14 protein-coding genes and 4 pseudogenes are annotated in these 26899 nt (G+C 65.8%); 6 read left to right on the top strand and 12 right to left on the bottom strand.

Going from position 1 to position 26899, the window contains the following annotated elements; all coding sequences use genetic code 11:
• Positions 1 to 5: 5 nt before the first annotated feature.
• From ACIP89_RS20120 to ACIP89_RS20130, 3 genes and pseudogenes are all read left to right on the top strand, one after another.
• The gene (locus ACIP89_RS20120; protein ID WP_402115965.1) at positions 6 to 1124 is read left to right on the top strand and encodes a fatty acid desaturase family protein; all 1119 of its coding nucleotides are present in this window, start codon (positions 6 to 8) and stop codon (positions 1122 to 1124) included.
• A gap of 394 nt (positions 1125 to 1518) precedes the next feature.
• Positions 1519 to 3918, top strand: coding sequence for a PA14 domain-containing protein (locus ACIP89_RS20125; RefSeq protein ID WP_402115967.1), 2400 nt, complete (start codon positions 1519 to 1521; stop codon positions 3916 to 3918).
• Positions 3919 to 4738: 820 nt separating this feature from the next.
• Positions 4739 to 4947: pseudogene (locus ACIP89_RS20130) on the top strand (IS481 family transposase); the annotation flags it as partial.
• A 135-nt stretch (positions 4948 to 5082) separates the two neighbouring features.
• On the opposite strand, the gene ACIP89_RS20135 reads toward ACIP89_RS20130, so the two are convergent.
• The 4 genes from ACIP89_RS20135 to ACIP89_RS20150 are packed head-to-tail and all read right to left on the bottom strand — an operon-like array spanning position 5083 to position 11158.
• Positions 5083 to 5304, bottom strand: a complete 222-nt coding sequence (locus ACIP89_RS20135; protein ID WP_401926407.1) for a hypothetical protein — start codon at positions 5302 to 5304, stop codon at positions 5083 to 5085.
• 47 nt (positions 5305 to 5351) lie between these two features.
• Complete coding sequence (locus ACIP89_RS20140) at positions 5352 to 10052, bottom strand: putative T7SS-secreted protein (RefSeq protein WP_402115969.1); 4701 nt, start codon at positions 10050 to 10052, stop codon at positions 5352 to 5354.
• Between the two features lie 3 nt (positions 10053 to 10055).
• On the bottom strand, positions 10056 to 10703 hold the full coding sequence (locus tag ACIP89_RS20145) for a hypothetical protein (RefSeq protein ID WP_401926411.1): 648 nt from the start codon (positions 10701 to 10703) through the stop codon (positions 10056 to 10058).
• On the bottom strand, positions 10700 to 11158 hold the full coding sequence (locus ACIP89_RS20150; protein ID WP_402115970.1) for a hypothetical protein: 459 nt from the start codon (positions 11156 to 11158) through the stop codon (positions 10700 to 10702). The genes ACIP89_RS20145 and ACIP89_RS20150 overlap by 4 nt, the downstream gene beginning before the upstream one ends.
• A 1007-nt stretch (positions 11159 to 12165) precedes the next feature.
• Here ACIP89_RS20150 and ACIP89_RS20155 point away from each other — a divergent pair.
• A complete protein-coding gene (locus ACIP89_RS20155; RefSeq protein ID WP_402115972.1) occupies positions 12166 to 13689 on the top strand; it encodes an ATP-binding protein in 1524 nt (507 codons plus the stop codon).
• Positions 13690 to 13976: 287 nt separating this feature from the next.
• Here the strand turns inward: ACIP89_RS20155 and ACIP89_RS20160 are convergent, their stop codons facing one another.
• The 4 genes and pseudogenes from ACIP89_RS20160 to ACIP89_RS20175 form a co-directional block, all read right to left on the bottom strand.
• A complete protein-coding gene (locus ACIP89_RS20160) occupies positions 13977 to 14609 on the bottom strand; it encodes a hypothetical protein (protein WP_401926419.1) in 633 nt (210 codons plus the stop codon).
• On the bottom strand, positions 14606 to 15043 hold the full coding sequence (locus ACIP89_RS20165; protein WP_402115974.1) for a hypothetical protein: 438 nt from the start codon (positions 15041 to 15043) through the stop codon (positions 14606 to 14608). The genes ACIP89_RS20160 and ACIP89_RS20165 overlap by 4 nt, the downstream gene beginning before the upstream one ends.
• Before the next feature lie 691 nt (positions 15044 to 15734).
• Positions 15735 to 15905 (bottom strand): annotated as a pseudogene (locus tag ACIP89_RS20170) (DNA-binding protein); the annotation flags it as partial.
• A gap of 611 nt (positions 15906 to 16516) precedes the next feature.
• Positions 16517 to 17596, bottom strand: coding sequence for a hypothetical protein (locus ACIP89_RS20175; RefSeq protein ID WP_402115976.1), 1080 nt, complete (start codon positions 17594 to 17596; stop codon positions 16517 to 16519).
• A gap of 766 nt (positions 17597 to 18362) precedes the next feature.
• Between ACIP89_RS20175 and ACIP89_RS20180 the strand changes: the two are divergent.
• A pseudogene (locus ACIP89_RS20180) lies at positions 18363 to 18634 on the top strand (hypothetical protein); the annotation flags it as partial.
• A gap of 1084 nt (positions 18635 to 19718) precedes the next feature.
• Here ACIP89_RS20180 and ACIP89_RS20185 read toward each other — a convergent pair.
• Positions 19719 to 20526 (bottom strand): annotated as a pseudogene (locus ACIP89_RS20185) (IS5 family transposase).
• A 188-nt stretch (positions 20527 to 20714) separates the two neighbouring features.
• Between ACIP89_RS20185 and ACIP89_RS20190 the strand changes: the two are divergent.
• The gene (locus ACIP89_RS20190; RefSeq protein ID WP_402115978.1) at positions 20715 to 23330 is read left to right on the top strand and encodes an NB-ARC domain-containing protein; all 2616 of its coding nucleotides are present in this window, start codon (positions 20715 to 20717) and stop codon (positions 23328 to 23330) included.
• Between the two features lie 269 nt (positions 23331 to 23599).
• Here ACIP89_RS20190 and ACIP89_RS20195 read toward each other — a convergent pair whose 3' ends face one another.
• The 3 genes from ACIP89_RS20195 to ACIP89_RS20205 form a co-directional block, all read right to left on the bottom strand.
• On the bottom strand, positions 23600 to 23935 hold the full coding sequence (locus ACIP89_RS20195) for a MazG-like family protein (protein ID WP_402115979.1): 336 nt from the start codon (positions 23933 to 23935) through the stop codon (positions 23600 to 23602).
• A 26-nt stretch (positions 23936 to 23961) separates the two neighbouring features.
• The gene (locus tag ACIP89_RS20200) at positions 23962 to 25284 is read right to left on the bottom strand and encodes a UDP-glucose dehydrogenase family protein (protein ID WP_402115981.1); all 1323 of its coding nucleotides are present in this window, start codon (positions 25282 to 25284) and stop codon (positions 23962 to 23964) included.
• A gap of 107 nt (positions 25285 to 25391) precedes the next feature.
• On the bottom strand, positions 25392 to 26624 hold the full coding sequence (locus ACIP89_RS20205) for a hypothetical protein (protein WP_402115982.1): 1233 nt from the start codon (positions 26622 to 26624) through the stop codon (positions 25392 to 25394).
• Positions 26625 to 26899: the final 275 nt, after the last annotated feature.

Here is a 26899-nt window from a genome sequence, read left to right on the forward strand (position 1 = left end):
ACACCTTGACCGCCATCGACCCCACCGCCCACCTGACCGCGGAGCAGATCGAGGAACTGGGCCGCGAGCTGGACGCGATCCGCGACGAGGTGATCGCCGGCCGCGGTGAGAAGGACGCCGCCTACATCCGTAAGGTCATCTCGGTACAGCGCAGGCTCGAACTGGTCAGCAGGGGTGTGCTGCTGTTCTCGATCTTCCCGCCCGCGTGGGTGCTCGGCACCGCCGGGCTGTCCGTGGCGAAGATCATGGACAACATGGAGATCGGCCACAACGTCCTGCACGGTCAGTGGGACTGGATGCGAGACCCGAAGATCCACTCCACCACCTGGGAGTGGGACCACGTCTCGCCGTCCGATCAGTGGAAGCACTCGCACAACGAGCTGCACCACACGTACACCAACGTGATCGGCAAGGACAACGACCTCGGCTACGGCATCATGCGCGTCGACGAGGACCAGAAGTGGCACCCCTTCCACCTCGGCCAGCCGCTGTGGAACTTCCTCAACGCCTGTTTCTTCGAGTACGGCATCGCGGCGTACGACCTGGAGCTCGGCAAGAACCTCACCGAGCGCCGCCGCAAGAACCCGGAGTTCCGCGCGCGGGCCAAGGCCGTGGGCCGTAAGATCCGCAAGCAGGTGCTCAAGGACTACGTGATCCACCCGTTGCTGTCGGGCCCCTCGTTCCTCACCACACTCACCGCCACGTTCACCGCGAACCTGGTCCGCAACATCTGGACCCATTCAGTGATCATGTGCGGGCACTTCCCCGAGGGCGTACAGGTCTTCGAACGCCAGTCGATCACGGGCGAGACACGCGGCCAGTGGTACCTGCGCCAGATGATGGGCTCGGCGAACATCAGCGGCAGCAAGGCCATGCACTTCATGACCGGCAACCTGTCGCACCAGATCGAGCACCACCTGTTCCCGGACCTGCCGAGCAACCGGTACGCCGAGGTCGCGGTGAAGGTGCGCGCGCTGTTCGAGAAGTACGAGCTGGAGTACATCACCGGCCCGCTGCCCAAGCAGGTGTTCTCCGCGTGGCACAAGGTCTTCCGGCTCGCGCTGCCGAACAAGCAGCCCAAGGCCGGAACGCCGGACCGTGAGCAGGACCTCATCGCCGCCTGACTCCCCGGCCGCACCCCAAGCCCTTGACGACGTCACTGCTGCGACACGACGGCCTGCTCGGCCAGCGGAGTTTCTCCGCTGTCCGGGTCCTAGGTCCTACAGCTTGGTGAGCGCACGCCGGACAGCAACTGAGTGGGGGGGACGGCGCGGCAGGGCCGATTCTGAGCTGATGTACCCCGTCAGGCGGGGTGTATGGCGACGGTCTCTGGGAACCGCACCTGACCGCTGTTGTCCGCTCCGCCGGGCACGGTGGGGGCACGGGAGTCGCTACGGAGACCGTGCCCCGGCGTCTGAGCTGCTACGGCTGGGGCTCGTACAACCAACCGGCCCTCTGATCCGTCTTGTTCGGCGACGTCTGACCGACATCGGCCGCCGAACGGGACTGAAGGACTTGATGAACCCAGCCAGACGCACGACCGCCACCGCCTTGGTTCTGGCCGCGGCAGGCGGAGTGCTCTACGCCACCGCCGTACCCGCCTCCGCGGCGGTGAACTGCGCTTCCCCCGTCTTCAAACGGCAGTTCTTCGCGAACACCACGTTCTCGGGCACGCCGAAGAAGACGGACTGCGATTCCGCGATCGACCAGAACTGGGGCAAGGGAGCACCCGTCTCCGGCGTGCCGTCCGACAACTTCGGCGTGCGCTGGTCGGTGACGCGCGACTTCGGCTCCGGTGGCCCCTTCGCGTTCACGGCCTCCGCCCAGGACGGAATGCGCGTCTACCTCGATGGCGTCCGGAAGATCAGCGTGTGGAAGAACGTCTCCGCCACCGCCAAGAAGACGGTCAACGTGACGATCCCCGCGGGCAAGCACACGATCCGCTTCGACTTCGTCAACTGGACGGGTTCCGCGAACGTCGGGTTCGCCTATACGCCGCGCACCTCCGCCGCCTACGACAAGGCCAAGCCCCTCACCCCGACGGGCACGGCCGTCTCGTACAACCCCGCCACCGGCGCGGCCAAGCTCACCTGGGCCAGGAGCAAGGAGATGGACCTGGCGAATTACCGGGTCTACCGGCGGCTGAAGGGCGCGCCGTACGGCAAGCAGCTCGCGACGACCACCGCCACGTCGTACACCGACAGCGCGCTGCCCAGGACCGGCGCGGCCTACTACTACGAGGTGCGGGCCGTAGACAAGGCGGGCAACGTATCCGGCGGCAGCTCCGACAAGCTCGTCACCACCGTCGACAGGACGCCGCCCGCCGCGCCCTTCGTCGAATGGGATGCCTGCCCGGCCGACCAGCCCTACGCGGCACCGGAGCTGGTCACCACCGCGAAGAACGCCGCCGACATCGCCCGGTACGAGATGCAGCGGCTCGACGCGACCACGAAGCGCTGGAGCACCGTCTACTCCGGCACCAAGGGCGCGATCTGCGACACCGGCTACCGGGCCGACGGCAGCAAGGTCACCTACCGGGGGCGGGCCCGGGACGCCGCCGGGAACTGGTCGGCGTACTCGGCTGCCACGACGTTCACCACCCCCGACCTGACCCCGCCCGCCGCCGTCACGGGGCTCCGCGCCGAGTACCGGTCGGGCGTTCCGCATCTGGTGTGGTCGCCCGTCACCGGGGCCGCCTCGTACCAGGTCCTCCAGTACGACCCGGCGACCGGCGGCTACGCCGACGCTCTTCCCGGGGGGAGCCCCAGCACCCGGACCGACGTGGTGCCGCGCCAGTCGGCCGCCGTCGCCGACAGCTACCGGTACGCGGTGCGCTCGCTGGACGCCAAGGGCAACCCTGCCGCGCCGGTGGAGATCACTCTGAAGTTGGCCGACCGTCCGGAGGCGATCCCCGCGTTCAAGACCACGGCCGACAGGTTCGACGAGGGTGTGATGGTCGAGTGGAGCAGCGTCGATCCGTGGACCGTCGACGAGCGGCCTCTTCCCACGTACAAGATCATCCGGACCGACACCGCGACCGGCGAGACCGACATCGTGGACCGGTGCAAGCCGAACAGCTCGGTGGACCAGCCGCTGGATGACCCGGACACGTACTGGACCTGGGCGGACGACGACGCTCCTCTGTCCGCCCGCAAACAGGTCAACGGCGTCTGCTGGGACGTCCAGGGCAAGTCGGAGACGACGTACGAGTACCGAGTCGTGACGACCGACCGGTACGGACATGTGTCGCAGGCCGGCCCGCCCGCCACGGAGACCACCCCGGACACCCAGCGTCCCGCCGAGGTCCAGGACCTGACCGCGGAACGAGTCCCGCTCGGCGTCCGGCTGACCTGGACGCCGCCCGCCGACACCGATGTCTCCGGCTACCGCGCGTGGCAGGGCGTCACCGACCCGGACAGCGGTGAGACGGTCTGGAAGGACAACTGCTGGACCGGTAGCTCCCTGACCAGGACCGAAATCCTCTGCCCGACAGTGCCGGACGGCGCCACCCACGTCTACAAGGTGGCCGCGGTGGACGACTACCGCGACGATCCACTTGGCGCCCTCCACCCCGCCGAGGTCTCGGCCACCCTGCCCGACACCCGGCCGCCGGGCTGGACGGAGACCGAGGTCCGTGAGGGCCAGTACCCGGATCTGTACGTCGGCTGCTCCGAAAGCTCCGGACTCGGGGACTGTTCCCGGTTCGCGAGCTACCGCGTGGAGCGCTGGGACCCCGTCACTGCCGCCTACGTCGCCCTGTCGGAGGGCACGATGGGAGACACCGCGTTCTTCATGGACACCACGGTGCACGAGGACCGGCTCGGCCTGTACTACTACCGCGTCATACGGCTCGACGCCTCGGGCGCCGAGGCCGTGACCCGATCGACGGCGTACGGCATCTGGAACTCCTGGCTCTGACCGGACGTGGGAGGGGGCCGAAGGGTTCCTCGGCCCCCTCCCTGTGCTGGGCGACGAGCGGTTCGACCGGCCGCAGGCTCGGACCCGGGCGCGTGCTGGGTCCCCTGCATCGATGACTTCCGGGCCGCTGCTGTATCGGCACCGCCACCGTCCGCCTTTCTCCCCGGGAATGCCGGCGCTTGCTCGGCAGCGTTGCCCTTGCGGTGGTGAGGGCCTTCGGCTCCACCGCGACCGCCGGCGGTGACGACGGATGGGCCGAGGCGGTCATCCCGGTTGAGGGCACCGAGCACGCCTGCTGCGAGTCGCTGAGGCTCGGGGGGCGTTGCACGGGCCGAACTCCGCCAGGCCGTGGCCGCCACCGCGGCGATACCTGCCCGAGCCCACGAGCCCAAGGGGGCAGGTGGTGCGCGATGCCGAGGAAAGCCTTGGCAACGACGAACCCCGAGGTCCATGACCTCGGGGTTCGTGAGAGCGCGGGTGACGGGGATCGAACTCGCGCTCTGAGCTTGGGAATCCCCCGGCGCGCGGGCCTCAATGGCATCTGAACTGCGGGAACAGGATGACGCTTCCCGGACCCGAGCCTCGTATCGTCACCAGTGATGACCGCTTTTACCATTCCTGCTGGCACGTTGTGACACGATCACCGCCTGTGCGGCCCTTGGGACCACTGGCCTGGCGGGTGACGTCGGAATCAGGCCCGGTATCGGCTACGTAGATCGCCGGTGATCCGCGACATGAGCGCGGCCGGGTGCCGGTCCGCGACCGGAAGCTTCATCTGGGCTCGCCAGCGGTCAGTCCGGTCTCCATCTCCACGATCTCCGGCGGCCTCGCCCATGTCGACGTCAAAAAACTGGGCCGGATACCCGACGGCGGCGGCCACAAGATGCACGGCCGCGAAGCCGGCCGGCCGATCCGCGATATGGGTTTCGACTACCTCCACTCCGCGGTCGACGAGCACCCCGCCTGGCCTACACCGAGATCCACGCCGACGAAAAGGTCGCGGCCTGCGCAGCACTCCTGACCCGGGCCTGTCGAAGAGGGCGGACTGGCTCGGTCCGCCCTCTTCGCATTCAGCACGGAGGGAGGCGGCCACTTTGGAGTCAGCGGAGATGTGGGTCTGTAGTACTACTTGTGTCCAGCTGGGCGCTCATGGTCGATGCTGTCTCAGGATTCATTCCAGACGACTTCCCAATGCGCTTCGGTGAAGAACTCTCCCAGGTCTTCGCGGTTCTCCACCCAGTAATCCCCGCACCCATGGAGAAATTCCGGGTCCTCGGCAAGGAGGATCAAATAGCTGGGTGGATCGTCAGGAAGTTCGTCGATCCTGACAAACTTTTCGAGTTCATCGCCTGCTGTAATCCTGCCGACCTTGCCAATCCTGATCATTTTGCGCTCTCCGGGGATTCTTTCTTGTGTGGCGGTGAAGTCGAACTTTACTCGATCAGGGGAACGTGGTTGTTGACCGCTGCCTTTTTGGCGCCGGACTCAGGGAAAATCTCAAAGTGCACATGTGGAACGTCAGGCCAGTGTTTACCCTGTATGGAATCAGGATCCATGCGGAACTGTCGTAGTCCGTCCTCGCTGCGGAACACGCCGCGGTTCACACCCTTTTCCACGTAGCCATCACCCAAAAACCTGTGAGCGGCGTCCAGGGCCTCGTCGGCCGTCATCGGGTGCTCGCTCACGATGCTTCCGTCGCCCATACGACTACGTGTCTCGTCGACCGCGGGATGTTCGGGCGGACAGCCCCCTGTCGGGGCCAGCCCCAGGGGGTCGGACCAGGTATGTGGGTTGTGAACGTACGTCGACGGGTTGGGTGCCGGCGCCAGGCCCAGCGGGTCCGGTGTCAGGTAGCGGGCGGTCTCGGGGTCGTAATGGCGGTGGTGGTTGTGATGGAGGCCGGTTTCGGGGTCGTAGTACTGGCCGGGGAAACGGAGCGGTGTGTACGCGGTGCTGTTTCTGGCCCAAGTGGTGGTGCCCCAGAGAGTGGTGCGGGTGTGCCAGACCAGGGAGCCGGATTCGTCGACGAGTTCGGTGGGTGCACCGATCAGGTTGGTGACGATGGCGAAGAAGCGTTCATCCACTGTGCGTTGGGAGGAATCGGGGGAGAGGGTCCGTTCGGTCTGCGCGAGAGGGCGGAGCCCTTGGTGGTCCCAGGTGAGGACGATGGGCCGGGGCAGCTGGGTCGCGGTGGTGGTCTGTTCGCAGAGAGTGGTGCCGTCCCACGTGAAGCGCGTCTCCTCGACCACGGTTCGGTGGTCGTCGCCGAGGCGCTCCTTGGAGATCCGGCGGCCGAGCGGGTCGTAGCGGTACCGCCACCGGGTGCCGTCCGGGGTGATGACGGCGGTCATGCGGTCTTCCGCGTCCCACGCGTAGCGCCAGGTGTCGGGCTTACGGGAGAGCCTGGTCTTCTGACGCAGGGTGATGCGGCCGGCGTCGTCGTGCTCGTACCGCGTGGTCCCCGCACGGGTGATGGTGGTTCCGGTGTACGAACGGGAGCCGGTGGCGTCGTGTCCCGGGTGGAAGGAAGGCCATGTGGCGGTGGTCTGGTTGCCGACAGCGTCGTAGGCGTATGACTCGTTCCAGTTGGTTGCTGTGACGCGGGTGACGCGGCCGGCGTCGTCCAGGTCGAAGCGGTGGGTCCCGCTCAGGCTGTCGTCCAGACCGGTCAGATACCCGTCGACGCGGTAAGTATAGGCGCGGGTGTTCAGCATGTTGCGGTTGCCGCCGACGAGTTGCTGGGTGCTGAGGCGGCCCGCCGCGTCCCAGGTGGAGGCCAGGGTGAGGGCGTCACCGAAGGAACGCTCTCGTTCCCGACCTGCAGAGTCGTGGGCGAAGGTGATGCGCCTCTCACCGGCGGTCAGTTCAGTGGGCCGGCCCGCCGCGTCGTACCTGTAGGTGGAGCGCCGGCCGGTGGGGGTGACGCGGCGAGTACGTCGGCCCAGTGCGTCGTACGCGTACGTGGTGGCTCGGCCGTCCGCGAGTTCTGTCTTTACGCGCCCGGCCTGGTCGTACTGGTAGATCAGCTCGGTGTCCGGGCCGTTCGCCTGCACCAGTCGTCCTGCGGGGTCGTACGCGAATGTGGTCACCCGGCCGACGGTGTCCTTGCGGACCAGGCGGCCGAGGGCGTCGTGTGTGTAGGAGACGGTCTCGCCGAGTGGGTTGGCGGAGGCGGTCATCCTCCCTGCCGCATCGACGGTGTACCCCGCGGTGCGCCCGTCGAAGTCGGTCTCGGACACAAGTCGGCCAGCCTGATCGTAAGCGTAGGACCAAGTGAGACCCTGCGGGTCGGTGACCCGAGTGAGGCGCAAGTTCGCGTCGTGCGTGAACTCGTAGCGGGTTCCGTCGGGATCGGTTCGGGCAGCCAGAAGGTCGAAGTGGGTGTATTCGAAACGACTCGTTCCGCCGATGGGATCGGTATGGGTGAGTCGGTTGCCCTCGCCGTCGTAGGTCCATGACTCCGTGCCGTCGTCCGGACCGGTGCGCTCCGAGAGTTCGCCGTCCAGGGACCAGCGGAGGAGGGTGACCGCTCCCAATGGGTCGGTAGCGCGTATGGGACGGCCCAGCGGGTCCCGGTCGTATCGGGTGGTGCCACCGAGCGGGTCGGTGATCTCCACAGGCAACCCGGCGGGGTCACAGCGGACCTCGGTCACGTTCCCCAGCGCGTCGGTGACCGAGGTGACCCGGCCTATCGCGTCGTAGCTGTAGCGGGTGGTGCTGCCGCCGGGATCGGTGACCGCCGTGCGATTGCCTCGGTCGTCGAACTCCTGCAGGCGCCGGACGCCGTCAGGCTCCACGAGCTCGGTCACGAGACCCAGTCGGTTCCGCGAGACGCGGAGGCGGGTGCCGTCCGCCTGTGTGATCCCGGATACTCTGCTCTCCTCGTCGTAGGAGAACGTCGTGGTGTGTCCCAGTGCGTCGGTGTGGGTCAGACGGTTCCCGTAGGCGTCGAAGGTGTCGCGGGTGGTGTTGTCCAATGGGTCGGTGATGGCCAGGACCCGGCATCTGCCGTCGACGAGATGACGGATGGAGCGGCCGTCGGCGGTGGTGAGGATAGTGGTCCTGTTGCCCGTGGACGGGTCGGGTTCGGTGTATGCCAGGGTGAGCTGGAAGTGGCCCGCCTCGCCGCCCTCCGCGACGACGCGGTCCCGGTCGTCGTAGGCGTAGCTGTATCGGCTGTCGTTGGAATCGATCCACGCTGTCACCCTGCGGCGCTCGTCGTAGACGAAGGTGAGGGTGGCGCCGGATGGTTTGGTGACGGTGGTGAGGTTGCCGTCGGTGTAGCCGAAGGTGCGCAGGGGAAGAGTCGCACTCGGGCCGGAGGGTGTGAGCCCGTTCTCGCCGGTCGTGGGGGCGAGCAGCGCCATGCTCGTAATGAGTCCGTCTGCCAGCGACAGCTCCAGGTGGTAGCCGGCGGAGTGGACCAGTGCCTGGGGTGTGCCGTCGTCGGTGCGGTCGACGGTGATGGTGTTGTTGTTGCGGTCGCTGATCTCGCCGAGCCAGGCGTTACCGTCTTCGCCGGGTTCTGTTCCGGGCGGGGCGTCGAAGTGGCGGGTGAGGCCGGTGTCGGGGTCGGTGAGCGTGTAGTCGCCGTATGCGTCGCGTTCCAGGGTGCTGCGTGAGGTGCCGGTGTCGGGGCGGGTCGGAAGGCCGGGGACGGGGTGGGGGTAGGTGATGAGGCGGCCGTCGTCGGTGATGTGGATGACGCCGTTGGCGTCGATTTCCAGGTGTTCGTCGACGGTGGAGGACCAGGAGGGACCGAAGAAGCGGCCTGCGGTGTAGCCGGATTCGACGCGGCGGGTGAAGGCGAGCGGGAGGACGCCGGGCAGGACGATATCGGTCTGGGGTAGGAACATGCGGCCGGAGGCGAGGTCGACCGGGTCGGTGCCGCCTGTGGGGCGTTCCGCATCGGGACGGTTGTGGGTGCCTTCCGGGGCGTCGTCCACCAGGCGGCGGGTCTTGCCCGCGTCCTTGGCAAGGTCTGCGAGTTCCTTCGCGGTCCGGGCTCCCTTGACCGCGGCTCCGCCACCTCCGGTAGCGGCGGTGAGGACCAGGTCGGGGACGAGGCGGCCGAGTCCTTCGGCCGGGTCCTTCATGAACTCGGTGACCATCTGCTTGCCGGCGCCCCAGGGGTCGTTGGCGACCTGGACGAGACCGGCGGCGGTGTTGTTCAGCGAGAGGGCGTACTCGGCCGGGTGGGTGAGGTTGTACGGGTCCATCGGGTTGACGCTGCGCACGAAGTTGAGCATCCCGGCTGTGCCCTTGGCGACCCCGCCGACGAAGTGGGTGCCCGCCAGGTTGAACTCGGAGACTCCGTCCACGGCCTGCTCGGCGTAGGTGGGTTTCTTCGGCGCGGCGTCCCGGGCGGCAGCCACCAGAGTGCGCGCAGTCTCGCCAGCGGTGTTGCGCTGTTTGCGGGCCTCGGTGAGGAGTTGCTGCGCCTCTTCCATCCGGGCTTTGCCGGGGTCCTTGAATTCGCCGGGCCGAGGAGGCAACGTGGCTGGGTCGCGTTTGTCGGAGGGAAGGCCGTTGTACGTGTCGACGGCCTTGTTGTAAGCGTCGCACCGGTCCTTGTGGGCGTCCATGGCCTCCTCGGACGCCTTGGTGCCCGACTTCCACTGCTCGATCGCCAGCTGGGCCTGGCCCTGTGCCCATTGGACCGTCCCGGCGAACGACTCCAGGGCGCCTGCGGCCTTCTCGAATGCGTCGGCGGCTTTGAACCACTTCGGCGGCTCGATGGATACGGAGTCCCGGAAGGCGTCCGCCGTCCTGCCCTTGAGCGAGGAGGCGTCCAGCCCTTTGAGCCCGCCGCCGACCTGGTCGAACGCGCCCTGCATTGCCTTGAGGTGGGTCGCGGAGGAGCGGAGTCCGGAGGGACTTCCGTAGATCAGCTTCGTCTTGTCCTCGGTCTGCCCGAGGTCCATCTCGTCGACCTCGGCGCCCATCCGGTTCGCCACTGAACGCGACTGTTCGCGCACCCAGTCCGCGCCGGAGTCCCAGCCCACGTCCTCCAGCCGGTCGGCCGTCCAGTCGCCGGCGTCCTCGACCCGGTCACCGACCCACTTGGTCCCGTCCTCGACCGCGTCCTCGATGACGTCCGGAGTGAGGTCGCTGACGATATCCCCGATGCCCATGGATCAGTTCCCCCCGTTGCCTTGCTGCTGTTGGCCGGCGCGTTCCTCGGGCGAGGGGCCGAACGCCTCGTCCACGCCCCGGTCGAAGGTTTCCTGGTCGACCCCGAGGAAGCGGTTCATCAGCTCGCTCTGCCGGCCTCCGTTCCCCTCGGTCAGCAGTGCCCTACCGGTGTCCTTCCAGGTCTGGTCTGCTTCGCTCCTAGCCCGCTCGTACGACTCCAGGCTGTAGTCGGGGCTGAGGTAGTCCGGAGTGAACACATCGCCCCAGCCCTGCTTGATCACCTCGTCCTCGGACGCGTTCGGATTGCCGACACCGGCGTTGACCACGACCTTCAGCGTGCCCTTGATGTACTGGTCCTCCTCCCACAGCACCCCGGCGGACAGCCCCAACTCCGCCGCGATCGTGTTGGCGTCCTGGACCAGCGCCCGCACCCCCCACTCCCACCGCTCGCAGAAGTCCTCGAAATCCACCGACAACCCGTAGTAGCCGACCGCCATACCGGTCATCGACAGGCCCGACAGCCCCTTGCCCAGGACCGCTCCGGTACCGGTGCCGACCTCCTTCAGCTCGGCCACCGCCGCCCGCAGACCGCTGGTGATCTTCTCGACGCTCCCCGGATCTACGTTGAGATCCCCCGTGCCGCCACTCATCGCTCCCGCCCCCCGCCGTGTTCCGAAACGACCTCCGGGCCTTCGGCGGCTTCCCTGCCGACGGCGACCGTGTCCGGCACGATGCCCACCACCGGCGGAAAGAACATCGACCCGTCCGCATCGGCGATATTCATGGCGACCCCGGCCGGCACCTCCATCGCCGGAATGATCTCGTCCAGCAGCCGTGCGCCCCGCAGCTCAGCGAACTCCCACGACCGCCCGGCCGCCCCGGCATCGCGGAGAGAGCCCCGCGTCTGTGCGAACCGGGCCAGCGCCGCCTCGTCGGTAAACCCGCAGACCCAGCGGACCCCGCCGAACTTCGCCGTCCACAGCCCACCACCCTCCAACGGCACCAGCACCAATGCCCGCCGAAATTCACCCAGCATCGCCCGCGGATCACCGCCACCGACCCGCTGCTCCGCTATCCGCTCCGACAGCGCTGTCACCTCAGCCACGGATCCCCCGTTCCTAGCCGCCGATCCTCCCGGGCAGCGTAGGACGGCACCCACGGCACGAACCGGCAGCTCCGTCTGCTGTGACCGATTCCGGTCGGTAGAGGACGTGGAATGGCTTGGAGCGCGGGGCACACCCGGTGGGTGGCGGGCGGCTCTCGCACGGGCAGCACCCGTTGGGTGGCACTCAGAAGCTGGTGAGACACCGGGGAGACCTCGTGCGGTCCGGACAACAAACAAGGCCCTGGTCTTCGACCAGGGCCTTCATCATGGAGCGGGTGACGAGAATCGAACTCGCGCTCTGAGCTTGGGAATCAGCGGTCCTTGAACGGCTGTAGCGGCTCCGGCCTGCATGTTTGGCTGGAGCGGTCGAGGGTGGTGTGGTCTCTCGGCGCCATGCTTGACCGCTGTTGTCCGCTCCGAAGGGCGCGGATGGGGCACGAGGGTGATCGATGCCGCCGTGCCGTGGGTGGGAGAGTGTCACCACGCTGGATCAGGCGCTTGCCGTCGTGCGATTTCATCCCTGGTGATCTGTCGCAGGGCAATTCGGTTGGCCGTCATCGATTTGGATCCGCAGTACTGGCGGTCGGCGGACTGCGTCTCATCGCGGGCTTCGAAGCCGCCCCGGCAGTCGCCGCTCAAGGTGGAACCGGCTACGGACAAGTTGATCAGCCAGGGCGCGCATTTCCTGGGCCTGACGAAGAAGGACCTGGTCGCGGAGGCGGTACGGGTATACCTGGACCAGAAGCGTGAGGATTTGCGCGAGGGCATGGCGGAAGCGCGACGGCTCTGGCTTGCGTTAATCAGCCTGTGTGCTGCCAACGGTGCCGTCGTCGTGTTCACGGCTCACCGGGAGTTGGGGGAGGGGCGGAGGCTTCACTGGCGGCCGGGGGTGCGGCATTCGTCGGCATCGGGACCCTTGGCTTGGCTGCGCGAGTGTTCCTCTCAAGTTGAGCGCGCTCTCTTAGGAGTACACTCCTTAGGAGTTCATTCCTAAGGAGTCTCTGCCCGTGTCCGGTTCCGCGCGCTCGGCTAAACCCGCCCACGTCTTCGATCGGAGCCCCGAGTGGGACCGCCTTGCGGCCTTCGCCAGCCATTCGCTGCCGCATGCCATGCTCGGGATCGTCAGCGGCAGGCGGCGGATGGGCAAGACCTACTTGCTGCGCGCGTTGGTGGAGCGGCAGGGGGGCTTCTACTTCGGAGCCACTGCGGCGACGGAGGCAGAATCCCTGCGACAGTTCGCCGCGGCCCTCGCCGATCACGTGGGGTCGCCGGTTCCGTTCGCCTTTGCCACCTGGGATGACGCGATTTCCTACCTGTTCGGGTTGGCCTCGCCGCGAGATTCTCAGGCACCTCTGCTTGCCGTTATCGATGAATTTCCATACCTGGCGAAAACTGCTCCGGAGCTTCCGTCCCTGATCCAGAGGGAGGTCGACCGGTTTCAGATTGAGGAGAGCCGGATGAGGCTTCTTCTGTGCGGGTCGGCGATGTCCGTCATGGGCGGACTGCTGGCGAGTACCGCACCCCTGCGGGGGCGGGCTCAACTGGAGCTCGTGGTTCGGCCCTTCGGGTACCGGGCGGCCGCTGAATTTTGGGGGGTCGCCGACGATCCCGCGCTCGCGGCCCGTCTTCATGCGGTGGTCGGCGGAACACCTGCGTACCGCCGGCAGTTCCTCGCGGACGACGTCCCGGCCGGGCTGGAAGAGTTTGACGACTGGATCTGCCGTACGGTCCTCTCGCCCTTCAGCCCCCTCTTCCGGGAAGCCCGGTATCTGCTTGCTGAGGAAGCGGACATCAGGGACACGGCCTTGTACCACTCGGTCCTTGCCGCAGTGGCCCAGGGGAATGCCACACGGGGCGGGATCGCGGGATACATCGGCCGTAAGTCTGTGGACATCTCGCACCCCCTCCACGTCCTGGAGGACAGTCACCTTCTGGTAAGGGAAGCGGACATCTTCCGAGCCGGGAAGTCCGAGTACAGAATCACTGAGCCGCTGATCAATTTTTACGAGGCGGTGATGCGACCCGCCTGGGCGCGACTGGAAAGCGGGCAGGCTCGAGAGGTGTGGGCGCAGTCTGCGGGACGTTTCGCGGCGCAGGTGGCCGGGCCGCACTTCGAGACGGTGTGTCGTGAGTACGTACTCGGTCCAGGCAGGGCTCTGCTTCGCTCGTCGTTGGGGGAGGTGGGCAGCGGCGTGGTGACAGACCCCGCGGCGCGGCGGCAGACGCAGATCGACGTGGCCGTGGTGGAACCTGGGTCCGGGGGCAGGAAGCAAGCGGTCCACCTGCTCGGCGAGGCGAAATGGGGCACCGTCATGGGGCTGAGTCACCTGGAGCGGCTGGCTCGGGCGAGAGAAGTCCTTACCGCGCGAGGCATGGACACCAGCCGATGTCAGCTCGCCTGCTTCAGCGCAGCCGGCTTCAGCGACTCGTTGCGAAGTGAGGCGTCGCGTGGCGCACGAGGTGAAGATGGCGTGCTGCTCATCGGTCTCGACGAACTCTATGGTGGGGCGTTCCGGGCATCGCTCCACTGACCGGGCATTGGGCACGGATCGGGCACGCGGTGCCTGATCCGTGCCCAAGTTGATCAGCCAGGGCGCGCATTTCCTGGGCCTGACGAAGAAGGACCTGGTCGCGGAGGCGGTCCGGGTCTACCTGGACACGTTGTGGCACGGCCTCCTGTACGGGTGACCGCTCGGACGACGCTGCCCGGTCCGGGCTGCGTGGCCGATGATGATTGCCAAGTGAGCACCATCAGAATGCGGCTGCTCGGATGCAGTAGGCCGGCTCTCGGGGCGCCCTGGTGCGGTGTGTCCAGTCGTTACCACGTGGTCAGGTCGACTACGTGGACGCAGTGGGGGTCGGATGCGTCTGTCACCCAGCGTTCCTCTTCGCCGATGAGCGAGGGCAGGGCGGCCAGCAGGGCGGTCAACGCGCCGGTGAGCTGTACGTCGGCCGCGATCAGGCCGTCGGCCTTCTCGACTGCGAGGTAGAGACGCATGGTGTCCTGGCCGGTGAAGAGGAACCCGCAGAGTGCTGGGCTGGGCGGGGTCTCGACGAACGGCCAGGCCAGTGTGCGCAGCACGCGCAGCGCTTGATCCGTACTGGTCGCGTCGGCGTGTTCGAGGACGGTGGTGTCCACCGGGACCAGGGGTATGCCCATCACGGTCGCGTCCGTGTGGGGGAGAGGGCCGGATGTGAGCGTGCGTGTCCAGCCAAGTACCAGTGGGGCGGTCACCGGCTCCTCGTCCTCGTCCGACAACGGGACTTCATAGGCGACCAGTTCGTGTGGCGCCACAGTGTCGGCGGCTCCGGTCACGACCCGAACCGCATCCTGCGCCGGCAGCACACCGCGCAGGAAGATCCCCCCGGCAAGGGGCACCGCTGTGTAGTCGAGGAGGAAGCGCGTGATGTATGCGTGTTGCTCGACCGTTTCCCCGGCGGGGTCGTTCACTCGTTGATCCAGTCCGGGCACCTGTTCATGCCCTTGCAGTAGGCCGTGATGACACCGATCTTCTTGCCCCTACCCGCGTCGTACTCACCATCGGACGTGCGGCGGGCGTGTTGCACGATGACCACGATCGTGACCGGCTTGGTCTGGTTGCGGGCGACCCCGTAGTACTCGAGTCTGCCTCCGTTCTTCTTGTCGACCCTCCCGGCCAGAGCTGCGTCGACCACCCGGCACCTCTTGATGTTGTGTTTGCCGGAGAAGTGGTTCCAGCCGAGATCGGCGTTGCCGTAACGCGTAGGGATCACCCGTCCCTCGGGGTCGGTCTCCTCGCACTTCACGCTCTTGTTCCAGCGCGGCGCCGCTGACACCTCGCCCACGGGGGCGCCTGCGATGCAGGCGCTCGCGACAACTGCGGTGAGAATCTTGATCATCTTCATGACCGGACCGTGCCACCCCCACCGCACGGCATAGTCCTTCCCCACGGACAGAAGCGTTTCTCTTCCCCTGGAAATGAGGTTTGATGGACAGCCGAGTGAACATGTCCGGGTCCGTCACCGTGTCATCAGCTGCCTGGCGATGCTGACGGACAGGTCATCAAGGGCGGCAGTGGTTGGTACCCCTCGGACACCGAGACCCGGACGCGGGACCGCGCCAGAAGTGTCCCGACTGTCGGGTTCCGGCACGGCGCGGCGCGGCATAGCGAGGAGAGTGACGTGCGTGAGAGGCGTCTGTCCGTCCCGGAAGTGGCTGAGCTCCTGGGTATGGCCGAGCGCTTCCCCCGGCGGCTTGTGGAGGCCTTTGAGCCGCCGAAAGAGGGGCAAGGTGGTGCGTGGGTGGTGCGCGATGCTTTGACCGGTCTAGACAACAAGAAAGGCCCCGGTCATTGACCAGGGCCTTCATCGTGGAGCGGGTGACGAGAATCGAACTCGCGCTCTGAGCTTGGGAATCAGCGGTGCTTGAGCCTTCGGACCGGCTATGACCTGCGCATTCCTGCGGGGAAGCTGGCGTCGCCATGGTCTCTGGAGGCTGTACCTGACCGCTGTTGTCCGCTCTGCTGGGCACGGATGGGGCACGGCAGGGCGATACAGCGGACCCTGCCAGGGCGCGTGCTCGGGGTGGGCCGGTGTGTCAGAGAGCGATGATGCGGACCTGGTTGCCGCAGAGTTTGGTCATGTCGTCGCTGTCGGAGGTCAGGAGGGCGGCGGGTTTCGGCTGGCGGAGGGCGACCTCGGCGACTGTGGCGTCGATGGCGTACTTGTGCCCGTGCAGTCCGGCACCTTTGAGGAGTTCCGCTGCTGCGGTTGTCATGCGAAAAACGCGCTTCTGGGGCGGTGCCGATCTCCCTGGCTGCCCCGCCTGCGGGGACGAGAGACTACTGGTGTCGAGCTCGACTGGGCACGGCTGGCGCCGACGTCGGGCAGCGAAGTCAGGAGAGGGTGGGCCTCCGGCAGAGTGGTGATCTGAGCTTCGAGGGCTGTAGGACGCCAGTATCCGGCCCAGGGGCACTCAGGTCTGCTCCGACCATGAGACCCTGACCTGCTGCTAACCGCCGCGAAACACCCGCTCGAGCAGGACCGAGCGAACACTGGCAGCGCGAGCTTCCGGGGCCTTGGCGCCCGCGCAGGTCGCCCGCCCGAGGAGCTCCGCAAGGGGCCAGCCGCGTACAGGACCCCCCGACCGGCAACACATGCCGCGACTGCGGGTTGGACACTTAAGGGAGGCTCCCACTGCTTCGCGTCGAGCCGAGCGCCGGGGAATGTTGATGGTCGGCACGGCTATCAATCCGGCAGGCACCCCAGTCGCGGTCCTCGTGTGTCGTCACTACGGCGTCCGGAGACAGCCCGGGCGACAGCAGAAGCCTCGGGCCGCCGACCTGAGGCTTCTGCGTGAATTACCTTACGTGCGTCGGTCTAGGGCAACATGTCTGCTTCTCCCGAATCTTTCATGGGGAAGCGAAAGAGGTGGTTCGGGCCTGGCTTCTTGAGGGTCGGTACACCGTAGTTGCCAAAGGCTTTCGCAATAACACGCTGCTGGCCGGTGCATGTGTTGTTCCATGCCGTCGCGAAAAGGTGCATGACCTGGATAGCCGATTGAATACCCCTCACCGGCGACCGATTCCCCTTATCGGTCATTTCTCCGCCGAGAAAGTAGTTGCGCAGTACCAGTCCCGGGTCGCGTCGTTGGAAATTCTCCCCGGTGCCCAGCTGCGCGTACCACTGGTCCGGGACCTCGGAAGATCCGCACGCCTGAGTCGCCAGATAGTGAACGAGAGTGGTCGCACGTGCCGACGCGCGCGGGATCGGCTTTCCCCGCTTCACCGAGTGTCGGATATTCGGGTGACGGTCCAGCACCGCCTTGAGCTGGTCATCTGACACCGGATGCCGGTTCTTCCACTTCTCGATCGGGTGGTTTTCCCACATCCAGAGCAGGCGCAGAGCAGCGGACAGGTTGAATGCGTCCTTCTCGCCGGCGGCTGCGAACGTATACGAGCTGCTGCGCATTTTCCCACGGTCGACCACATTGAAGGTGTCGCCCTCGATGCCGCGCGCCACGCTGTAGCGCAGCGTGATCCCCACAATCACCTGAGCGGCCAGCCTGTGCTGTCCGTCGTACAGCATCCCCTGCTGGTCGCTCGCCAGCCCCTGATGGGTGGTTCGCCACTCCTTGCGGCGCATGGCACCTGCCCATTCCTCGACCTTGCGGTCCTCCATGGTGCGCTGGTACCACGGGATTCGGAGCAGCAGCTCGCACGCATCCATGGGAGAGACGTCCTCGAATGACAAGGAGGGGGCGCCGGACCAGAGACGGGGTGTGGGGTGCCAATTCATTTTGTTGAGCTTGTGCGTGAATTCCAAATACTGAGTGCCGGTCACGACCTCGGGCACGAAAAAGGATTTCGTTGAGCTTTCCGCTCGGATTTCCCACTGGTCGCCATGTCGGCTCATTGAGAATCCCGGACATGAGCAGACGGTTTCCACGAATCTGGCCATGCTGTACAGGGGTGCGACGGGTTCTTCGTTAGAACTACTTTGTGGAGTGGTCATTGCGCCCTTCCCTAGGAGTTTCGCAAGATAGATGGTCACTCTCCTCGGCGCGGTGGGTCAAGCAATTTGATGAGCCCGTGGCTGGGGAAATAGGGAATGGGCGATTTGGTGTAAAATTATTATCGAAAATCGATTGAACTTTCGATCTCCGGGCCGGTTTCGCCGAGCCACTTCGTTGGTGGCTGATGTCATCGCGGATAGAGGCCTGGATCCGGTGCTGCCGGATCTGAGCGGCGTGCTGCCGTGCCGGACTTGACCGCGGATCGACACCAGCGCCTCGGACGCCGGACCTTGCTGGGGGAGAACTGGCGCGACGGCGCGCGGAGGAGGGCACGGGTGGTGCGCTAGAGGCCGACCTGAGCGTTCGTCGGAGGGGCGATGGTGGGGCGCCATGAGCGTGCTTCGGGCTTGGAGACGTGGATCCCGCACCGGTACGCCTTGCCTTGCAGAAGCACGGTGTGTGGTGTGGTCTGTCTCTGCGAGCCTGAACCTAAGGATCCGTCTACGGTCGCTCAGCGGCAGGCGGTCGAGCCGCTGCATCCGCGCTGAGATCCGCGACGAGTGGACCAGCCGCTGCGGTTCTTGTGCCGCGCTTGTCTTCGATCCGGTGGTGTACGCATATGGGCGGCGGCGCGCCTGGCGGTATGTGCCGCATGATCGGGTATCACCTGCGGGCGCGAAGGAATGGGAGGTCTCGCGTTTCTTCACGCTCGATCGCTCAGACCTCTGGGCCAAATTTCGCCCGACGAAAGTCAGTCTGCACGGGGTGAGCGCTGCGGTGGCCTTCGGTGACGCCGGGCTTGCCCTGGAGGCCGCGCGCCCCTCATGTGACGGCACATTCGCCCCCTCCCCGAACGACGGGCTGCTCTCTGGGGCGAGACGGCACGCGCTTACAGCCAGCAGGGTCGGCTCGACCAGAGGTACGGGGCGCTCCGCATTGCCGAGAGTTGCGCGGCGCGGGACGTTCACCGCCCGGCCAGCAGGTCATGAAGCCTTTCTCTACGTCGTCTTGTGCGGGTCGGGCATTTGCCGGTGATGTCGGCTGATCCGTGCAGCCCCGGACGCAGGTTGGGGTGTGGGTGTCGTCGCGACACCCCGCAGTGACTGAGTTTCATCGACGTGGAGCCGTCGAGGCGCTGACCAGCTACCCGATCCGTTCCCGTGGCGCTCTCCCAGTGCTCCGCAGCCCCTTCCGGCCCCGGGCGCTATTGCCCAGGCGACGTTCAACACGACCAACAAGTGGGGCGGCCGGCATCTCCGACATTCTCGCGCTCGGGCTCTTCTGTGAGTCCTACGGTCCCGGCGCCCCGACTGCTGCTCTGCCCTACGCGAACTCCGCCCAGGCCGCCAACCTTGCCTACGCCGAGAGTCTGCGGAAACTGCGCACGATGGGCATCTTGATCGGCTCCTACGAACCCCACTGCCCGAAGGCGGGAGGCGGGGTAAGCCGATTTCACTGGGAGGAAGCACCTGACCTGCTCACCCCCCAAGGTGGCAGCGCAGGCCGTGATTCGTGTCGTTGACAACAAGGAAGCCCCGAGCCGTTGGCTGGGGGCTTTTCGTGGAGCGGGTGACGAGAATCGAACTCGCGCTCTGAGCTTGGGAATCAACGGTTCCTAGGCATCCGAAGAGACCCTGACCTGCGAGTTTTCGTAGCGCAGCTTGAATGGCCGCGGTCCATAGAAGCTGTGTCTGACCGTTGCTGTCCGCTCTGCTGGGCACGGATGGGGCACGAGGCTGGCAACAAACGGACTTGCAAGGGTGCGTGCCGGGCCTCGGCCTGGTGGGCTCAGGGCGAGACACCGATGCTGCTGCAGTCCACACCCGAGTGTGTAGCCGAGGGTGCAGCCTGGGGGAGTGCTTGCAGTGCAGCACTCCCCCAGGCTGAGCCCTGGAAGACCCGCATAAAGTCGCCGGCCCCTCGCCAGTTGGGGATCTCACCCACGACGGTGGGCGCTCACGATGCAGCACCGCTTGCGATCACCTCAACGGCTCTCGGCGAACCTGAGCTCCTCGTCCGGACCGATCGGCACAATCAGCTGTCTACTACTTAGAGCTCGTAACACGATCATGGTCGGGTTTTCTTGAGTCGTCGGTAGCAGATGAGGCCGCAGGCGAGGGAGATGAAGGCGTCGTGGAGTTCGGTGCGGCGTTCCCAGCGGACGGCGAGGCGTTTGAAGTGGTGGAGCAGGGCGAACGTCTGCTCGACGACGTATCGCAGCTTGCCGATGCCTTTGATGTTCGGCGATCCCTTGCGGGAGATGACGGGCAGGATTCGTCGGCGGCGGAGCTCGTCGCGGTGGGCGTTGGAGTCGTAGCCCTTGTCGCCGAGCAGGGCCTCTGGTCGTCGGCGGGGCTGGCCAGGGCGGCCTGCGATGGGTGGGATGCCGTCGACTAGGGCGAGGGTCTGGGTGACGTCGTTGACGCTGGCCGCGGTCGTGATGACCTTGAGCGGGGTGCCGCGTCCGTCGCAGATCAGGTGGTGTTTGCTGCCCGTCTTCCGCCGGTCGACCGGCGACGGGCCGGTGTCGGCGCCCCCCTTTTCGCGCGGATGTGGGAACCGTCCACACACGCACGCGACCAGTCGAGTTCGCCAGCCGCATTCAGCTCGGCGAGCATGACCCGATGCAACTGGTCGAAGACTCCCGCCTCCTGCCACCGGCCAGCCGGCGCCAGCAGGTCTGTCCCGAGCCGAACCCGAGCTCCAGGGGCAGGAGTTGCCAGGCCATGTTGTTGTCGAGGACGAACAGGATGCCCTGGAGGCAGAGCCGGTCCGACACCGGCCTCGGCCCCGGAGACCGCTCCGGCCACGGCGGCAGCAACGGCTCGACCAGAGCCCACAACTCATCGTCCACGATCCACGGTCGAGTACCCACACCGTCACGAACAGCCGAATCGTCATACCGGTTACGCCCCACCAGCCAACGTCAACAAGATCGTGTTACGAGCTCTTAGCACAGAGACTCCCTGCCCATAGAATGAGGACCCATCAGGCGTCCGGGGGGCCACGGTCGGTGGGCTTAGTCCCATGTCAGGTCAAGGACGCGGCGAAGCAGGGGGATCAATGAGCAAAACGGCGTTTCTTCCCGTCAACCGCATGCTCGAGCGAGCAAACCTAGCGCGGCAAGAGTCGGACACCGCATACTTCTTCGATCTCCTCTACCTGGGCGAAATGCTCGTGAAGGTGCTCGCTGTGGAGCTGCTTGCCGCGCTTCAGACGGATCGTGAGCGTCACCGCTATGCAGCCGTCTCAGAGCTAGTCAGGGCAGACAGCATAGGGAAATGGGCCGAGCTACTAGACCAACTGGCCTCCGGCCCGGCCAGCCAGCACTTGGTGCCTGCCGGTCGAGATTCGCAGCGTGCGATCACTATCGCCTTCGGTCCGGAAAGCGAGAGTTGGCAGCGTAGAGCAGTCGACGCCCTTAACGCTGTCTGCGTCTGTTTGGACGCAAGCTACGAGGACATGTCTGGGAAGAAGGTGAGCTTCCGCAGATGGGCCCACGACTTCAGCTGGCTACGTAACCGAACTCGCGGGCATGGAGCGCCCCGCGGGGCGGCTCTTTCTACCATCTGTCCTCAACTGGCGGAATCACTTAATGCGGTCATTGAAAATGCGCCAGCTTTTAGTCGCTCGTGGGTTCACCTCCGGCGAAATCTGTCTGGCAGGTATCGGATAAGCCCATTTGGCGATGGCCAGGATGGCTTCGCTTATCTTGCGCGTGAAAGTGAGCACAGTCTTCCCGACGGAACGTACGTTGACCTTGATGGCCCACGAGCCAGTGAGCTGCTCTTCACAGACCCTGATCTTACAGATTTTTTCTTGCCTAACGGAAACTTCCGGAATGGCAAGTACGAGACTCTCTCCTACATCAGTGACGAGAGGCGCCCCGGAGATGGGGTACCGTACCTCCTCCCCGTTGAAGCTCAGCCGCGTAGCGAGACTGCAGCGCAGCCAGACATGGCATATGTGGGAAACCTATTTAGCAATATGCCGCCTCTTCCCGAGCACTATGTGCAACGCGCCGAACTTGAGCAGCAACTCACTGAACGGCTTTGCGACGACCGCTACCCAGTAATCACCCTGCAAGGCCGGGGAGGCGTAGGAAAGACCTCGCTCGCCCTGGAAGTGCTGCATAAAGTATCTCGAATGAATGAATTCTTTGGAATTGTTTGGTTCAGTGCCAGGGATATTGACCTGCTACCTGAGGGGCCCAAAATAGTGCGCCCTGATGTCCTTTCCACAGAAGACATCGCCATGGACTTCTCCCAACTGATGGCTAACCCATTGGCGCGTAAGTCGAAGGAGGCGCGGACTTATTTTGCTGATTGCCTCTCTGGTAGTGCTGACGAGGGGCCGTTTGTATTTGTCTTTGATAACTTCGAGACCGTGCGAGAGCAAGCTGAGCTATACCAGTTCGTTAGTAATTCAGTAAGGTTGCCAAATAAGGTACTCATCACCACCCGTACGCGCGAGTTTAAGGCCGATTATCCCATCGAGGTCGGCGGTATGCGCCGCCCGGAATACTCCGAACTAGTCGCAGCTATTGCGGTCAGGCTTGGCATCTCTCATCTAATCGATGCAAATTATGAGGAGGCGCTTTTTCTAGAGTCGGACGGGCATCCTTACATCACGAAGGTGCTGCTGGGTGAGGTGGCCGAAGAGGGGCGCAGGATTGCCGTAAAGAGGGTTATAGCAGCCAAGGACGCTATGCTCGATGCACTCTTCGAGCGCTCCTTCGCCTCACTTTCTTCCGCAGCCCAGAGGGTCTTTCTCACGCTCTGTGGTTGGCGCTCGCTGGTTCCCCGTCTCGGACTTGAGGCCGTGCTGCTGCGGCCGGAAAATGATCGCTTTGATGTGGAAGGCGCCATAAGTGATCTGGAAAAACGATCGCTGGTTGAAGTGGTGTCATCGCAGGGGACGGGAGGTGAGGAGTTTCTCTCAGTGCCGCTTGCCGCTTCGATCTTCGGAAAGAAGAAGCTTGTGACGAGTCCAGCCAGGATTGCTGTCAACTCCGATCTCAAGCTAATCCAAGGATTCGGCCCAACGACTGACGCTGCTCATGGACTGGCCTCACGCATCGATCGACTAGCCAGGTCGGCAGCGAAGCAGATGGAACTCGGGAAGGATATCAGTCAAGAGCTCGCGGTAATCGAGTACATGGCGACGGGCTACCCCAAAGCATGGCTAACTTTGGCCGAATTCCAACGCAATCAGATGTCTGATAATTCTAAGGCAATTCTTTCGGTCAACCGTTTTCTGGAGAATTTCCCAGATGATCAATACGGTTGGGGCCTGCTTATAACGCTTTACCGTGCCACTGATGACCCGTTGGCCGAGATGAACGCTCGGCTGCGGCTTGCAGAACTTGCCGAACCGCCATTCCATGATCTTAGTTCCGCTGCTTCCCGACTCAACGGACTGCTGAGTCGAAGAGAGCTCGTGGTAGAGGCCGACGAGCGGCGGCACATAGTACGGAGATTGCGTGAGCTTCTCGAAGATAGGCACACCGAAGGCGACGCCACCGACCTATCCCGCCTTGCTTGGCTGTGCATGCACGATGAGAAGGATACCGATGCTGCTGACCGGTGGGTGACTGAAGGGCTAAGGCGAGAGCCCGCTAACGAGCACTGCTTGCGTTTGAAGCGCCGCCTCGCGAGTAACGGTTCTGAGATGGCATAACAGGCTGCTCGGTACGAGTCTTGGTTTCCCCTGCAGGCCTGATGCGGCCTTTCCGCTGTTGCCTTCCACTTAGCTGCGGAAGGCCGGATCCCCACTTCTGATTCTGGTGCGGATGTCTTGTCTAGGATTTCAGTGCGAGGCACCCGAATAGCCGGAGGTGCCATCTCTACCAGCTCGATCACTTGTCCCCGGGGCTGTGGTGGCACGTGATCCCACGGTCCTTCAGCCGCACGCAACAGGTGCGGCTGAAGGACCGTGGCCGGAAGTTGTCAGGCAGACGCAGGTGTGGCGGTCTCGCGGCCCCTACGCGTCCGGCGGTGGAAGATCTCGTCGAAGGTGGCGCGGGCGTCGGTGGGGTTGATGTAGTGCATGGCCAGGAGGGCGGCGATGACGGCGCCGACCAGGTCGTTCTGGACCTCGGACCAGGTGTGGTCGTCGCCGCAGGTGGTGAGGCCCTTCAGGCCGTGGAGGGCGTGCATGGCCTCGCCGGCCTCCTCGGCGACCTTGCCGACCTGGAGGCTCTTGAGCTCCTCGTCGGGCAGGTGAGCGCCGGCCGCTCGGCAGACGGCGGAGAGCTTCTCGATGTTGTCCCACAGGGTGTCCACGTCGGACCTCCGATCGATGGGTTCGGCTATTCCTGTGCGGGGCGACCGAGCTGGCGTACGGTCCATCCGGCCATGCGCCAGGCATCGGCGTCGATGAGGTTGCGGAGGTCGACGAGGACCTGGTCCGCGACCAGTGGGGAGAGGGCCTTGGGGTCGGCCTCGCGGAAGTGGGGCCATTCGGTGGCCAGGACGATCAACTCTGCTGCCGCGAGTGAGCCTTCGAGGTCTTCGCAGTAGTCGAGTTCGGGGTGGCGGCGCAGTGCTGTGGGCACGGCGTGCGGGTCGTGGACGGTGACGGTCGCGCCGCGCTGGTGCATGAGCGCGGCGATCGCCAGGGCCGGGGATTCGCGGACGTCGTCGGTTCCGGCCTTGAAGGAGGCGCCCCAGACGGTGATGCGTACGCCGTCGACGGGTCGGCCGAGCGTCTGCTCGATGAGCCTCAGCGCGGCGGCGGGTCGGGACTCGTTGACCCCCTCCGCCGCCCGCAGCATGGTCGCTGCCTCGTTGGCACCCAAGGTACGGGCTGAGGCGGTGAAGGCGCGGACGTCCTTCGGGAGGCAGCCGCCGCCGTAGCCGGGGCCGGCGTTCAGGCCGCCGCGGCCGATGCGGGGGTCCAGGCCGATGGCTTCGGTGAGTTGCTGGACGTCGGCTCCGGCGGCGGTGCACATGTCGGCGACGCCGTTGATGAAGGAGATCTTCATGCCGAGGTAGGCGTTGGCAGCGCCCTTGATGAGTTCGGCGGTGGCGGGGTCGGTCACGAACAGCGGGATGCCGTTCGCCAAGAGGGGCGCGTAGACCTCGCGTACCGCGTCCTCGGCGCGGGCAGAGGGGACGCCCACGACGATGCGGTCTGGGCGCAGGGTGTCGTCGATGGCGTGGCCCTCACGCAGGAACTCGGGGTTCCAGACGACCTCCACGTCCTCACCGGCCGGAGAGAGGCGGGCGAGGAGAGCGCCGAGGTCGCGGGAGGTGCCGACGGTGACCGTGGACTTGCCGATGACGACCGTGGGGCGGGTCAGGTGCGGGGCGAGGGCGCGGGCGGCGCCGAAGACCTGTCCGGTGTCGTAGCTCCGTCCGTCCGCGTCGATCGGCGTGCCCACGGCGAGGAAGTGGATGTCGGCGAACTCGGCTGCCTCGGCGAGGCTGGTGGTGAACCGCAGCCGTCCAGTGTCGGTGTGGGTGCTGAGGAGTTCGGGCAGGCCGTCCTCGTAGATGGGGCACTCGCCGGCGTTGAGGCGGTCGATCTTCGCCTGGTCCAGGTCCACGCCGATGACCTCGTGGCCGATCTCGGCCATGGCAGCCGCGTGGGGGATGCCCAGGTGACCACAGCCGATGACGGATACGCGCATGGGTCGACGCTCCTTTCCTTGTCCCTCGCCCGCCCAGGGGAGTCCGGGCCGGCCGGGTGCGTCACGCTAGCGCCAACACCCGGCGCGGCCCTCTTCGTGCAGGTGGATCAACCAGCTTGCTGTTTGAGTAGGTTGACGAGGGCGGGCAGCGCCTCGGCGGCAGTTGCCCGGCACACCAGGTCGCCGTCCTGGGGGCCTTCCAGCGGATACGGCATGAACTGACCGTCACGCCAGAAGCCCTCCGGGTCCAGGTAGACGACCTGCATGCCGCGAGCGCGGGCGCGTGCCTGGACCTTGCGTCGGTCGGCGTGCAGGCCGACGACGAGGAGGGCCTTGGCGCCGTCCACCCACTCGACGTCGGGTACGGCCTGGTCGTAGCGGCGCATGAAGCACTCGTCGAGCCCGGCCCGCGCGGCGAGCACGTCGAAGTTGTTGGTGATGACCGGACCGACGAGGTGCCCGGCGTCCTTCAGTTCCTTCAGTGCCCACATGGCTGGGGTCGGCTCGGCCAGGAAGCAGGCACGGAACATCTCCACGAATTCTGCCGTCTTCTCCTCCGGCTCCGTCAGCACCTCATGGAGGAGTGTGTCCGCTGTCGGGGAGAGGGTGAAGCGGTGCTCCCGCGGCTCGTGGCCTTGGCGGTCGGTGACCCGGTAGATCTCGTGGAGCCGGTGCAGGGGCGGGATGCCCGCCTCGACCGACGTACCGCATCCGATCTCCACCTGGAACGGTCGCAGGTTCGTGAGGATGGACAGGTCCGGCACGCGTGTCGGCGTGCCGTGACGGTCCTTGAACCGGATTCCGGTGGAGAGCACGTTCCACGGCAGTTGCCGGACAGCGGGCGGCGGCGCGTAGGACACGGAGGAGATCTGCACGTCCAGGCTCCGGTAGCCGGTAGGGAGGGTGCGGCCCGCAGCGGCGTCCTGGGGGTGGATGTCGTGCTCGGTGATCCGGCACTTCAGATCCCGTCGGGTCCATAAGAATCCCCCGGGTACCTCCTTCCAGCCGCCAGTGGCGAGCGAATCCCACAGGGCGTCGTGGTGTGCGTCGATCTCGTCGGCCGGGGCGGATGCGGAGTGATAGAGGTACAGGTCGGTCAAGCCGATGGCCGGCGCAGCCGTGGTGGGCACCAGGCCGTACCGGTAGCGGTAGTGGATGATCCGCCGCCGTGCGTCGTCGGAGGCCGCCCAGCCGGACTGGCCGGCGGTGGCCTTCTCCTGGGTGCGGCGCCAGATGCCTTCCTCGATGTAGCGGGGGCGGTCGGCGTCGCCGAAGTACGTCTTCCAGACCTGCTGCTGGTCGGGGACGAGCTGGTCGATGACGATGTACGGGATGTCCATGATCCCTCCCTGGGGAATCACGCGTGGATGTTCCAGATGGCTGACGAGGTGCAGGCCGTCCCGCCCCGGGCAGCCGAAGCCGCGCTGAGCGGGGCGGTTCTTCAGCCCCGCTCGACAAGAGAGCAGCGTGGGACGCTCCGGCGGTCGAGCGCGGGCAGACGGCGTCGGTATCGGGAGCGGCCTCAGTGGTCGGAGGGCAGGCTCGCGTCCGGTGGGACGGCGATGGGCCGATGGCCAGCTCCTTCAAGGAGCGGGCCGGCGTGCTCACGCAGTGC

This window comes from Streptomyces sp. NPDC088730, assembly GCF_044751215.1.
Lineage (GTDB): Bacteria > Actinomycetota > Actinomycetes > Streptomycetales > Streptomycetaceae > Streptomyces.